Genomic DNA, 13,923 nt, shown 5'->3' with positions numbered 1-13,923 from the left:
ACCATCGGCCGGAAGACGCGCCGATGATCGGGCTCGTCATGGTCACGCACGGCCAGCTGGCCGAGGAATTCCGCCACGCCGTGGAGCATGTGGTGGGCCATCAGGAGAATATGGAGACGGTTTCCATCGGCGCCGAGGACGATATGGAGCAGCGCCGCCGCGACATTGTCGATGCGGTGGCGCGCGCCGACACCGGCGCTGGGGTCATCATCCTGACCGACATGTTCGGCGGCACGCCCTCGAACCTCGCCATCTCGGTGATGGATGCCGGCCGCGTCGAGGTGATCGCCGGCATGAACCTGCCGATGCTGATCAAACTGTCTTCCGCCCGTGCCACCGACAATATGGCGCAGGCGCTGGAGGAGGCGCAGACCGCCGGCCGCAAATACATCAACGTCGCCAGCCAGGTGCTGTCGGGCAAATGAGCGGGGCTTCCACGGAAAAGCAAGGCTTGAAGCCGCGCCCGGCCAAACCCGCGGCCAAGGCGCTCAACCGTGAGTTCACCATTGTCAACCAGCGCGGTCTGCACGCCCGCGCCTCGGCAAAGTTCGTCCAGACCGTCGATGCGCACAATGCCGAAGTGGCCGTCGAGAAGGATGGCATCTCCGTCGGCGGCACATCCATCATGGGCCTGATGATGCTGGCCGCCAGCCCCGGCTGCAGCATTCGCGTCAGGGCCGAGGGCCCTGAAGCCGAGGCTTTGCTCGACGCGCTCGGCGCGCTGATCGCCGCGCGCTTCGGCGAAGAGGTCTGATCGCCCCGCCTCCTAAGACATGCACGAATAAAGATTTCTTTATATGGATTGTCGCAGAAGCCATGATCTGGTAGGCAATGCGCAGTATTTGGGCCCGCGCGTCCGCCGGAAGCCTGCCATTTTTCGAAAAATCGGAGTTTACGCTGATGAGCGCTGACAAGGACTATGTGGTCGCCGACATCGCATTGGCCGACTGGGGCCGCAAGGAAATCGAGATCGCCGAAACCGAAATGCCGGGCCTGATGGCCTGCCGCGAGGAATTCGGTTCCGACAAGCCGCTGAAGGGCGCGCGCATTTCCGGTTCCCTGCACATGACGATCCAGACCGCCGTGCTGATCGAGACGCTGGAAGAGCTCGGCGCCGATGTGCGCTGGGCTTCCTGCAACATCTTCTCGACCCAGGACCACGCGGCCGCGGCCATTGCCGCCGGCGGCACGCCCGTCTTCGCTGTCAAGGGCGAGACGCTTGAGGAATACTGGACCTACACGGACCAGATCTTCCAGTGGGCCGACGGCCAGCCCTCCAACATGATCCTCGACGATGGCGGCGACGCCACCATGTACATCCTGATCGGCGCCCGCGCCGAGGCTGGCGAGGATGTGCTGTCCAACCCCGGCAACGAGGAGGAGGAAATCCTTTTCGCCCAGATCAAGAAGCGCATGGCGGCGACGCCGGGCTTCTTCACGCGCCAGCGGGAAGCGATCCGCGGCGTCACCGAGGAGACGACGACGGGCGTCAACCGCCTTTACCAGCTGCAGAAGAAGGGCCTGCTGCCCTTCCCGGCGATCAACGTCAACGACAGCGTCACCAAGTCGAAATTCGACAACAAGTATGGCTGCAAGGAATCGCTGGTCGACGGCATTCGCCGCGCCACCGACGTCATGATGGCCGGCAAGGTCGCCGTGGTCTGCGGCTATGGCGATGTCGGCAAGGGCTCGGCCCAGTCGCTGCTCGGCGCCGGCGCCCGCGTCAAGGTCACCGAAGTCGATCCGATCTGCGCGCTGCAGGCGGCCATGGACGGTTTCGAGGTGGTCACGCTTGACGAGGCTGCGCCGACCGCCGACATCGTCATCACGACGACCGGCAACAAGGACGTCATCACCATCGATCACATGCGCAAGATGAAGGACATGGTGATCGTCGGCAACATCGGCCATTTCGACAACGAGATTCAGGTTGCCGCCCTGCGCAACCTGAAATGGACCAACGTCAAGCCGCAGGTGGACATGATCACCTTCCCGGACAACAAGCGCATGCTGCTGCTGTCCGAAGGCCGCCTGCTCAACCTCGGCAACGCCACCGGCCATCCGAGCTTCGTCATGTCGGCGTCCTTCACCAACCAGGTGCTGGCGCAGATCGAGCTGTATGTGCGCGGCAAGGACTACAAGAACGAAGTCTATGTGCTGCCCAAGCATCTCGACGAGAAGGTGGCGCGCCTGCATCTCGACAAGCTCGGCGCTTCTCTGACCACGCTGTCGCAAGAACAGGCCGCTTATATCGGCGTCACGCCGCAGGGCCCGTTCAAGCCGGAACACTACAGATACTGACGCGGATTAACCAAACCACAATATATTGATGCCGGACCATTGACTTTTGGTCCGGCATTATTTTTGTCGCCGGTCCTTCTTCACGGCGATTCGTGGGCACTGTACAGTGCAGTGATTCGCGAGGCGGCTGACCTTCCGGGCCGAATGCCTGGCGAAATGAAGGGGCGGTCTTGCCAAATCATGCGGCGGAGAAGGAACAAGACATGCCGGGGCTGGACCCGCTGAACGGCGGATCTATTGGCCCTAGGGGCCGACAGCGAAAAGCAGGCGTCGTTCTGGGAAAGACGTGGCTTTGGGCGCTGGCGACAACCGCGGCAACTCCGTTTCCCGCGGCCGCGCAGGCTGTTGCCCAACTGGCTCCCAACCTGTCCGTCGGCACGCTTGAAGTCATCCAGCTTTCCACGTTCGCCGGCATCATGGGCGCGGCTTTCGTCTCGGCCATATGGCTGATCCGCCAACGGGCGCGCATCGCCGCCGAAAACCTGGAGCTGCGTGCCCGCGTCGCCGAATTGAGCGGCGCGCTCGGCCGCTCGGAAGCCCTGCTCAATCTGAAGGATCAACGCACCGTCGTCTGGGGCGCTGTGGCCGACCGCCCGACCATCGTCGGCGATCTGCCGGTGGGCAGCGGCGCGCCGGAAGAGCGCTCGGCCTTTCTGGCCTTCGGCCGCTGGCTGATGCCGCGCTCGGCCTCGGCCATCGACCGCGCCGTCGAGGCCCTCCGTCAAGATGGCGCGCCCTTCGACCTCACCGTTGAAACACGCTCCGGAACGGTGCTTGAGGCGCAAGGCCGCAAATCGGCCCAGCACACGGCGCTGCGCTTCATCTCGCTGTCGGCCAGCCAGCAGGAACTCGGGCGGTTGAAGCTCGAACAGCAGGGCCTCGTCGCCGACCGCGAAAACATTCTCGGCCTGCTCGATGCGCTCGACATGCCCTTCTGGCTGCGCGACAAGGCGGGGCAATTGTCCTGGGTCAACCATGCCTTTGCTGGCGCGGTCGATGCGGCCGACGGCGCAATGGTGATGCAGGAACGGCGTGAATTCCTGCCCACCGCGGCGCGCGACGAGATCACCAACCGGCACCGCGAAGCCAACGACGTCTACAAGCAGTCCCTGTCGGCCGTGGTGCGTGGCGAGCGGCGCGTCTTCGCCGTCACCGATTATGCAGGCGCCAGCGGCTCGGCAGGCATTGCCGCCGACATCAGCGAGATCGAGGCGATCCGCCGCGAACATGAAAGCACGCTGCAGAGCCATGCCGACACGCTCGACCAGCTCACCACGGCGGTGGCGATCTTCGATGAAGGCCAGAAGCTGCGCTTCTTCAACCAGTCGTTCCAGAAATTGTGGAATCTCGACACGCCCTTCCTGGAAAGCGCGCCGGAGAACGCGCTTCTCCTCGACCGGCTGCGCAGCGACGGCACGCTGGCTGAACAGCCCGAATGGCGGCGCTGGAAGGAGGCGCTCCTGTCGGCCTATCGCAGCGTCAAGCCGCAGGAGCATTGGTGGCACCTGCCCGATGGCCGGACGATCCGCGTCATCGCCAATCCGCAGCCTAGGGGCGGCGTGACCTGGGTGTTCGAGAACTTGACGGAAAAGTTTGACCTGGAGAGCCGTTACAACGCGGCCATGCGCGTGCAGGGCGAAACGCTCGACAACCTGGCCGAGGGCGTCGCAGTGTTCGGCGCCGATGGCCGCCTGCGCCTGTCCAACCCGGCTTTCCAGAAGCTGTGGAACCTGCCCGAAATGCTGATGGCGTCGGGCGCGCACATCGCCGACATCCGCGCCGTTTGCGACCCGCTCGCCAAGGATAGTCCGTGGGGTGGTTTCGTCGCCTCGGTCACCGGCTTCGACGATGAGCGCCGCAACCAGCACGGCCAGGCCGAGCTGGTCAACGGCACCGTGCTCAGCCATGCGACCATCCACCTGCCCAACGGCCAGGTGATGATGACCTTCGTCGACATGACCGACAGCGTGAATGTCGAACGGGCGTTGAAGGAAAAGAACGAGGCGCTGCAGAAGGCCGACAAGCTGAAGAACGATTTCGTCCAGCACGTCTCCTATGAACTGCGCTCGCCGCTGACCAACATCATCGGCTTCACCGAACTCCTGACCCAGCCGGACACCGGACCGCTGACCCAGCGCCAGCGCGACTATGTCGATCATATCGGCTCGTCCTCCTCGGTGCTCCTGACCGTCGTCAACGACATTCTCGACCTGGCAACCGTCGATGCCGGCATCATGGAACTGGAAATCGGCGAGGTGCGCGTCGGCGAGATGGTCGATACGGCCGCCGGCCTGGTCGCCGAGCGCCTGCGCGAGCACGGCATCCGGCTCGACATCGACATGGACGATGCGGCGCTGACTTTCCACGCCGACGAGAACCGCGTGCGCCAGGTGCTGTTCAACCTGCTGGCCAACGCGGCCAACTACGCGCCGGAAAACAGCACCATCCTGATGACGGTCAAATGGCGTGACGACGCCGTCGAGTTCCGCGTCCACGACGATGGCCCCGGCATGGCGCCGGACGTCTTGGAAACCATCTTCCGGCGCTTCGAGCCGCGCGTGAACGGCGGCCGCAAGCGTGGCGCCGGCCTTGGCCTGTCCATCGTCAAGAGCTTCGTCGAACTGCATGGCGGCTCGGTGCACATCGAAACGGGCGAAGGGCGCGGCACCACGGTGACCTGCCGCTTCCCCTCCGCGCCGACGCAAGCGCGCGTCGCTGCCGAGTAACCCCGCCGCATGACCGCCCGCGTTCTGGAACGGTTCCTGCCCGATGAAGAGGCCAGCGCGCTTTTCGGCGAGGACATAGCCGTCGCGCTGCGGCCCGGCGACGTGCTGGCGCTGAAAGGCGATCTCGGCGCCGGCAAGACGACGCTGGCGCGCGCCATCATCAGGGCGCTTGCCGGCGATCCTGCGCTCGATGTGCCGAGCCCCACCTTCACCTTGATGCAAAGCTACGACGCGCGCATTCCCGTCCATCATTTCGACCTCTACCGGCTCGCCGCCGCCGACGAACTGGAAGAGCTCGGTCTGGCCGAGGCGGCGCAGGACGGCGTGGTTCTGGTCGAGTGGCCGGAGCGCGCCGGCGATGCCCTTGCCGGTGCCGTCCGCCTGCAATTGCACGAGAGCGGCGAGGGCCGCCTGGCCGTCATCACCGGCCCCGAAGAAGCCATGCACCGGCTTGAACGCAGCGTCCTCATCCGCGACTTTCTCAACCATGCCGGCGAGCCGCGCGCCCATCGCGCCTTCCTGCTCGGCGATGCCTCGCTGCGCGCCTATGAGGCGATCGCCACGCAACGCGGCGACCGCTGCATCCTGATGAACGCGCCGGAGCGCCGCGACGAACCGCTGCTGGAAAACGGTCGCCCCTACAGCCACATCGCTCATCTGGCGCAATCCGTCTCGGCTTCCGTCGCCATGGCCAATGCGATGCGCGCGCGCGGCTTTTCGGCCTACGACATCTACGCGCAGGACCTGGCCGCCGGCCTGCTCCTCGTCGAGGATCTGGGCGATGTGCCGTTCCTGTCGGCCGAGGGCGCGCCGGTCGCCGAGCGCTATCTGGCCGCCGCCCGGCTCCTGGCGGCGATCCACGGGGCCGATTGGCCCGCCGAGCTGCCGGTCGCCGAAGGCCTGACCCACCGATTGCTGCCCTATGACCGCGAGGCGCTGGGCATCGAGGTCAGCCTCCTGACCGATTGGTACATGCCGTTCATGGCCGGCCGCCCCGCCGATCAGACGGAGCGCGCCGGCTACATGGCCTGCTGGGACCGTCTGTTCACCCGGCTGGAAGCCATGGAGCAAAACCTCGTCCTGCGCGATTTCCATTCGCCCAACCTGATCTGGCGCGCCGAGCGGCAGGGCTTCGACCGGCTCGGCCTGATCGATCTGCAGGATGCGCTGCTGGGGCCGGCTGCCTATGACGTCGCCTCGCTGGCGCTCGATGCCCGCGTCGCCATGCCCGAGGCGCTGGAACGGCAGATCGTCGAGGCCTATTGCACAGCGCGCGCCGCCCAGGGGCGACCCGAGCGCCCGTTCGACCGCGCCGGCTTCGACGAGGCCTATGCGATCTGTGCAGCGCAGCGCAATTCCAAGCTGCTGGGCACGTTCGTCCGCCTCGAACAGCGCGACCACAAGCCATTCTACATCCGTCACCTGCCGCGCATCCGCGCCTATCTCAACCGCGCCATGCGCCACCCGGCGCTGGCCGAGCTGAAGGCTTTCTACCGCAAAGCCGGCTTCCTGACCGGAGACGAGGCGTGAAGGCGAAAATGCCCGACACGGCCATGGTCCTGGCGGCCGGGCTCGGCAAGCGCATGCGGCCGATCACCGACACCCTGCCCAAGCCGCTGGTGAAGATAGCCGGCAAGCCGTTGATCGACTGGGCGCTCGACACGCTGGCGCGCGCCGGCGTCGGCACTGCGGTGGTCAATGTGCATTATCTGGCAGACCAGGTGGAAGCGCATCTGGCGGCGCGCGCGGCGCCGCGCATCGTCATTTCCGACGAGCGGGCGCGATTGCTCGATTCGGCCGGCGGCGTGGTCAAGGCGCTGCCGCAACTGGGCGATGATCCGTTCTTCATCCTCAACGCCGACACCTTCTGGCTCGACGGGGCGGTGCCCAATCTGGAGAAACTGGCTCTTGCCTGGAATGGCGAGGCCATGGATATTCTCCTCATGGTTGCGGGTTTCGAGCAGGCGACGGGCCATTCGGGCTCGGTGGATTTCGTCATGGACGGCATGGGCCGGCTGCGCCGCGCGCAGAAGGGTGAGGCGGGCGTCATCTATGCCGGCGCCATCATTGCCGCGCCGCGTGTCTTCGCCGGTGCGGATGGCGAACCGCAATCGCTCAATCGCTGCTTCGACGCCGCCGCGGCCCAGGGCCGGCTGTTCGGCATGAAGATGGATGGCGATTGGATCACGGTCGGCACGCCCGACGCCATCGCTCCGGCGGAGGCCATCGTTATGGCGCGCGCGCGAAAACGCGATGCCGGCTAAATCCCGGCCCAGAGTCTTTTCCATCCCGCCCGGCGTGCGCTTTCTGCCGGCCCTGGCCGAAGCCTTGCTTGATGGCCGTCTGGTGCCGGACTTCCGCTATGCCGGCGATCCTCTGGCGCTGGCCGATGTCACCATCTACCTGCCGACCCGCCGTGCGGCCCGCGCCCTGCGCGGCGTGCTGGTGGAAAGGCTGGCCGGCCGCTCGGCGATCCTGCCGGTGATCCGCCCGCTGGGCGAGTTCGACGAAGAAGCGGCGTTGTTCGACGTCGACAACGCGGCAGCCATCGACCTCGCCCCGCCCATCGAGGCGCTCGACCGCATCCTCTTGCTCGCGCCTCTTGTGCAGGCCTGGAAGGCGCGCCTGCCGGCTCATGTCGCCGCACTCTTCGACGAAGGCGTCGTCGTGCCGGCCTCGGCTTCCGATTCCATCTGGCTGGCGCGTGACCTGGCCGGCCTGATGGACGAGATCGAAACCGAGGAAGCCGACTGGACGAAGCTTGCCAGCCTGGCTCCCGATGCCTTGGCGCATTGGTGGCAGGTGACGCTGGAGTTTCTACAGATCGTCACCGCCCACTGGCCGCAATTGTTGCACGAGCTCGATCGTTCCAACCCGGCCGCGCACCGCAATGCCATGCTGGCGGCGGAGGCTGCGCGCTTGAGGGCCGGCACCCATGCCGGCCCGGTCATCGCCGCCGGTTCCACCGGTTCGATCCCCGCCACCGCGCGCCTGCTTGCCACCATCGCCGGACTGGATCAGGGCGCGGTGGTCCTGCCGGGCTTCGACCGGCAGCTTGATGCGCGCGCCTGGGAGGCGATCGGCATCGCCGACGAGCCATCGGCCTTCGGCCATCCGCAAACGGGGCTGAAAAAGTTGATCGCGGCCATCGGTGTCACGCGCGACGAGGTGGTCGAGCTTGCCACGCCCGAACCCGCCCTCGCCGCGCGCCGCGCCCTGGTCGGCGAGGCGCTGCGTCCTGCCGAAACCACCGATGCCTGGATGGAAAACCGCGCCGTGGCCGCCAGCGCTGCCGAGCATGGCGCGCTTGCCGGCGTCACGCTGGTCGAGACGGCCAATGAACGCGAGGAGGCACTGTCCATCGCCGTCGCGCTGCGGCTGGCCATCGCCGACGAGAATGCCACCGCCGCGCTGGTCACACCGGATCGCGGCCTGGCGCGTCGCGTGGCGGTGGAGCTTGCCCGCTTCGGCATCGAGGCGGACGATTCCGGCGGCACGCCGCTCGCCGACACCGCGTCCGCCACGCTGGCGCGCCTGCTGCTCGAAGCCGTGTTCCGGCCCGGCGAGCCTGTCGCGCTCGTTGCGTTGCTGAAGCACCCGTTGCTGCGGCTTGGCATGCGCCGCGCCAAGGTGCGCCGGGCGGCCGAAACCATCGAGCTCGTCGCCTTGCGCGGCGGCACCGGACGGCCCGACATCCGCACCCTCGCGGCACTCTTCGAGACACGATGGCAGGCCTTGCAGGACGCCCAGCGCAAACCGTCCTGGTTTGCCCGCATCAACACGGCATCGCTGGTCGAAGCGCGCAGCGTGTTAACGGCTCTGGAAACATCAATAAGCCGGCTAAGTGAAACGCGTGGCGTGCGCGCGGCAAGCCTGCCGGACATGGCCCGCCTGACCGTCGAGGCGCTGGAGGCGCTGGGCCACGCCGAAGACGGCAGCCTGGCCCGATATTATGATGGCGAGCGCGGCCAGGCGATGGCGGCTTTCCTGCGCGGGTTGGTCGGATCGCAAACGAGCCTGCCCTTCGATGCCGCCGAATGGCCCTCGGTCTTCTCGGCCCTGATCGCCACGGAGGTGGTCAAGCCCGCCATGGGCGCCGACCGGCGCGTCGCCATCTGGGGCGCCTTGGAGGCGCGGCTGCAAAGCGTCGATACGCTGGTGCTGGGCGGCATGAACGAAGGCACCTGGCCGAACATTCCGTCCTCCGACCGCTTCATGTCGCGGTTGATGAAGGCCGAGCTTTCGCTGGAACCGCCGGAGCGGCGCATCGGCCAGGCGGCGCATGATTTCATGATGGCGATGGGCGCGCCCAATGTCGTGCTGACGCGCGCGGCGCGCGCCGGCGACGCGCCGGCCGTCGCCTCGCGCTGGCTGCAGCGGCTGACCGCCTTTGCCGGCGAGGACGAAGCCGAGGCGATGCGCGCGCGCGGCCGTCGGTTGATCGGCTGGGCGCGTCTGCTCGACGACAAGCCGGATGAGGATTTCGCCCCGCGTCCCGAACCCGCCCCGCCGGTCGAGGCGCGGCCTGTGCGTTTCTCCATCACCGAGATCGAGACGCTGCGCCGCGATCCCTATGCGGTCTATGCGCGGCGCATCCTGGAACTGGCGGCGCTCGACCCGCTGATCCGCGATCCGGGCGCCGCCGAACGCGGCAATCTGTTCCACGACATCTTGCAGGATTTCATCCGCGACGATGGCGATCCGGCCGGGCCGGATGCCCTCCCGCGCCTGATTGCCGCCGGCCGCCGGCGCTTCGAAGAGACGCATTTGCCGGCGGATGTCGAGGCGGTCTGGTGGCCGCGCTTCGAGCGCACCGCGGCCTCCGTGATCGAATGGGAACGCGGCCGCGCCGAGGGCATCGCCGCGCGCCACGCGGAAATCCGCGCCTCGGCGATCGAGGTGGCACAGCTCGGCCTGACCCTGTCCGGGCGCGCCGACCGCATCGACATGCGCCAGGACGGCAGCGCCGATATCCTCGATTACAAGACGGGCGCCTCGCCCTCGCGGCGCCAGGCGCACACGCTTCTGTCGCCGCAACTGGCGCTTGAGGCCGCACTTCTCCAGCGCGGCGCCTTTGCCGATATCGGCCCTGCCGAACCGGGAGAGCTCGCCTATGTGCGGCTCAGGGCCAATGGCGAGGTGCTGCAGGAATCGATCCTCAAGATGAAGGACAGTGACAAGACGGCACCCGGCATGGCCGAGGAGGCCTGGGGCCGGCTGGCGACCCTTCTGGCGCATTATCACCGCACTGAGACCGGCTACAAATCGCGCGTCCTCCCCTTCCGCGAGGGCGATGTGGATGGCGATTACGACCATCTGGCCCGCGTGCTCGAATGGTCGGCCGGCGGCGACGCGGGCGATGGGGAAGGCGGAGAATGAAAAAGGCCTTCACCATCCCCCCCGACACGCTAAAGGCGCAGGCGCTGGCCGCCGACCCGGCCAATTCCGCCTGGGTGTCGGCCAATGCCGGTTCCGGCAAGACGCATGTGCTGGCGCAGCGGGTCATCCGTCTCCTGCTGCAGGGCGCCGACCCGTCGAAGATCCTCTGCCTGACCTACACCCGCGCCGCCGCCGCCAATATGGCGAACCGCGTTTTCCGCGATCTGGCCGGCTGGAGCCTTCTGCCCGACGAGGCGCTTTCCGAAATCATCGCCAATCTTGAGGGAAGCGCGCCCGATGGCGCGATGCTGGCCCGCGCCCGCCGGCTTTTCGCCCGCGCGCTGGAAACGCCGGGCGGCCTGAAGATCCAGACCATCCACGCCTTCTGCGAGGCGATCCTGCATCAGTTTCCGCTCGAGGCGAACATTGCCGGCCATTTCGAGCTGCTCGATTCGCAAATGGAGCAGGCGCTCCTGGCCGAAGCCCGGCGCGATCTTTTGACTGGGGCGATGAGCGATGGCGATGTGCTGGCGGAAGCCTTTGCCGCGGTTTTGGAGCGCGGCGGCGAAAGCGGCCTGCAGGACCTGTTGTCGGAGATCGTCGCCCGGCGCGACGGGCTGCGGGCGCTGATCGACCAGATCGGCGATGATTACGCGGCGCTGTTCGAGGAGTTCGGTTTCGCCGAGGGCGACAGCGCCGAAACGATCGCCGCCTCCATCTGGCCGCTGCCCGGCTTCGAGGCCGACGCCTTCCGCGCCTTCGTGGCCGAGGCCGAGGCGGCCGATGCCAGGACGGTGCTGAAAAGCATCGTGCCGGATGCCGCGCGCGCTTTCGGGGAAAGCGATCCCGTCCGGCGGCTGGAGTTCTTGAAGAAGGGATTTCTCAAGGCCGATGGCGGGGTGTACGGGGAAACCACCTTCAAGGCGGCCCTGCGCAACGCCGTGCCCGGTATCGTCGAGCGCTATGCGGCGGCGGCAAATGTGATCCGCGCCGCCGCCGACCGGCTGGCGCTCCATCGCATGCTGGAGGCGACCCGCGCCGCGCTGATGATCGCCGACGGCATGATCGCCCGCTATGAGCGGTTGAAGCGGGCGCGCGGCTTTCTCGATTTCAACGATCTGATCATGCGCACGATAAGGCTTCTGGCGCGCGCCGATGCGGGTCCGTGGGTGCAGTACAAGCTCGACAAGGGCATTGATCACATCCTGCTTGACGAGGCGCAGGACACCAGTCCCGAGCAATGGCGCATCGTCCAGTTGCTGGCGGAAGAATTCTTTGCCGGCGAAAGCGCTCGCGACGGCGCGCGGCGCACCATCTTCGCCGTCGGCGATGAGAAACAGTCGATCTATTCCTTTCAGGGCGCCGAGCCGGCTGCCTTTGACGAAAGCGGCCGTGCCTTCGAGAACAAGGTGCGTGCCGCCGCGCGTCGCTTCGAGCGGGTGCGGCTGATGCGCTCCTTCCGCTCGACGGAAGACGTTCTGTCTGCCGCCGATCTCGTTTTCGCCCGCGCGGACGTGCGCTCCGGCCTGACCCGCGACGAAGAACCCGTCGAGCACAAGCCGATCCGCGACAATGCGCCGGGCTATGTCGAGGTCTGGTCGCCGATCGCGCCCGAGGTGGTCGAGGAGCCGGACGACTGGACGGAGGCCATCGACCATGCTTCCGCGCCGGCCGTGCGCCTGGCCGAAACCATCGCCGCGACCGTCGAGGGCTGGATCCGCGGCGGCGAGATCATCGAGGGCACCGGCAAGCGCCTGACGGCGGGTGATGTTCTGGTGCTGGTGCGCAAGCGCGACCGTTTCGTCCACGCCCTGTCGCGCAGCCTGAAGAACCGCCACATCGACGTGGCCGGCGCCGACCGCCTGCGGCTGACGGCGCACATCGCCGTCCAGGATCTGATCGCGCTCGGCCGCTTTCTCATCCAGCCGCATGACGATCTGTCGCTTGCCGCCGTGCTGAAAAGCCCGCTCTTCGGCATGGACGAGGAACGCCTGTTTCGGCTGGCCTGGAAACGCGGCGCGGCAACCCCGCTGTTCGACGCCATGCGCGCCCAGGCGCTGGAAGACCCGGCAATGGCCGCAATGGTCGAGACCTTGCAGGCCTGGCAGAACGAGGCGGTCTTCAAGCCGGCTTTCGAGTTCTATGCAGGGCTCCTGTCCGGCACGCGCGCGCGTGAAGGCGCGCGGCGGCTGTTCGTCGCCCGGCTCGGCCACGAGGCGAACGACATTCTCGACGAGTTCCTGTCTTTCGCGCTGGCCGGCGAGCGCGCCGGGCTGCATGGCCTCGAGGCGCTGCTGTCGGCGCTCGACGGGCAGGCGCCGGAAATCAAGCGCGAAATGGACCAGACGCGCGACGAGTTGCGCATCATGACCGTGCACGCCGCCAAGGGCCTGGAAGCGCCGGTCGTGTTTCTGGTCGATCCCGGCAGCGCACCCTTTGCGGCCCAGCACCTGCCGAAGCTGATGCCGTTTTCGCCCGCCGGCAAGGGCTGGCGGGGCAAGGGGTTCCTGTGGCGCGCCGGCAAGGACGTCGCCAATGCCGCCGCCGCCGGTTTCGAGGCCGAGGCGCGTCTCAAGGCCGAGCAGGAATACCGGCGTCTGCTCTATGTCGGCATGACGCGGGCCGAGGACCGGCTGATCGTCTGCGGCTATCATGGCGCGCGCGAGCCGCAGGGGCTGACCTGGCAGAACATTGTGCGCCAGGCCCTGTCGGGCGCCGCCGAGGCGCAAGAGCTGGCCAGCCCGGAAATCTGCGCGCCGGTCTACCGCTACCGGGTCAGCGACGCGCCGCCACGCACGCCGGAGACCGAATCCGCGCCGGTTACAGCGGAAAAACTGTCGCTGCCACCAGCCCTGCTCGAGCCGCCGCCGGCGCAGGCGAATTTGCCGCGCCCCCTCTCGCCCTCGCGGGCCGGCGCCTTGATCGAGGCCGATTACGAGCCCGTCGTCTCGCCGCGCTCGCCGGTGCTCGATGGCGCCGATCAGCCGGGTTTCGCGATCCAGCGCGGGCTTGCCGTTCACCGTTTGCTGCAGATGCTGCCCGATTGTCCCGCCGATGCGCGCGAGGCGGCCGCGCGGCGCTATCTGGCGCGCGCCGGCGCGGACTGGAGCGCGGCGGAGCGCGAAAGCGCCTGGCGGTCCGTCAGCGTCATCCTCGACGATACGCGTTTCCAGCCCCTGTTCGCGGCCGGCTCGCGCGCCGAAATCGCGATCACGGGGGAATTGGAGCTAGCCGGCGCGCGCCGCACCGTCTCGGGCAAGATCGACCGCCTGGCGGTGACCGGCGATGCGGTGCTGATCGTCGACTACAAGACCAACCGCCCCGCCCCTGAAACGCTCGACCGCGCGCCGCAGGCCTATGTGGCGCAGCTGGCGCTCTATGCCGAGCTTCTGAAGCCGCTTTACCCCGGCCGCACGGTCCGCGCCGCATTGCTTTTCACCGAGGCGCCGTTGCTCCTGCCGGTGCCGGCCGATCGGCTGGCCGAGGCGCTTGCCCGACTCGGCACGGCGTGACACAA

8 protein-coding genes are annotated in these 13,923 nt (G+C 67.4%); all 8 read left to right on the top strand.

Annotated elements, in window-relative coordinates:
- Positions 1-23: 23 nt before the first annotated feature.
- The 8 genes from AB843_RS12545 (at position 24) to addA (ending at position 13,918) form a co-directional block, all read left to right on the top strand.
- Positions 24-425: a PTS sugar transporter subunit IIA gene (locus AB843_RS12545; RefSeq protein ID WP_048647200.1), complete on the top strand. Its 402-nt coding sequence runs from the start codon at positions 24-26 to the stop codon at positions 423-425.
- Positions 422-754 (top strand): HPr family phosphocarrier protein, encoded by a 333-nt coding sequence (locus AB843_RS12540; protein ID WP_082143818.1) that lies wholly within the window; start codon positions 422-424, stop codon positions 752-754. Before AB843_RS12545 ends, AB843_RS12540 begins: the two co-directional genes overlap by 4 nt.
- 146 nt (positions 755-900) lie before the next feature.
- Positions 901-2,301 (top strand): adenosylhomocysteinase, encoded by a 1,401-nt coding sequence (gene ahcY / locus AB843_RS12535; protein ID WP_048647371.1) that lies wholly within the window; start codon positions 901-903, stop codon positions 2,299-2,301.
- 203 nt (positions 2,302-2,504) lie between these two features.
- Positions 2,505-5,027, top strand: coding sequence for a sensor histidine kinase (locus tag AB843_RS12530; RefSeq protein WP_048647370.1), 2,523 nt, complete (start codon positions 2,505-2,507; stop codon positions 5,025-5,027).
- Between the two features lie 9 nt (positions 5,028-5,036).
- On the top strand, positions 5,037-6,557 hold the full coding sequence (gene tsaE, locus AB843_RS12525) for a tRNA (adenosine(37)-N6)-threonylcarbamoyltransferase complex ATPase subunit type 1 TsaE (RefSeq protein WP_048647199.1): 1,521 nt from the start codon (positions 5,037-5,039) through the stop codon (positions 6,555-6,557).
- An 8-nt stretch (positions 6,558-6,565) separates the two neighbouring features.
- On the top strand, positions 6,566-7,291 hold the full coding sequence (locus tag AB843_RS12520; protein WP_048647369.1) for a nucleotidyltransferase family protein: 726 nt from the start codon (positions 6,566-6,568) through the stop codon (positions 7,289-7,291).
- A complete protein-coding gene (addB, locus tag AB843_RS12515) occupies positions 7,281-10,406 on the top strand; it encodes a double-strand break repair protein AddB (protein WP_048647198.1) in 3,126 nt (1,041 codons plus the stop codon). Before AB843_RS12520 ends, addB begins: the two co-directional genes overlap by 11 nt.
- Positions 10,403-13,918: a double-strand break repair helicase AddA gene (gene addA, locus AB843_RS12510; protein ID WP_048647197.1), complete on the top strand. Its 3,516-nt coding sequence runs from the start codon at positions 10,403-10,405 to the stop codon at positions 13,916-13,918. The genes addB and addA overlap by 4 nt, the downstream gene beginning before the upstream one ends.
- Positions 13,919-13,923: the final 5 nt, after the last annotated feature.

Source organism: Nitratireductor soli, from assembly GCF_001050155.1.
Taxonomy (GTDB): domain Bacteria; phylum Pseudomonadota; class Alphaproteobacteria; order Rhizobiales; family Rhizobiaceae; genus Nitratireductor; species Nitratireductor soli.
The sequence above is the reverse complement of the archived record's forward strand: the minus strand, read 5'-3'. Positions and strand labels throughout refer to the sequence as shown.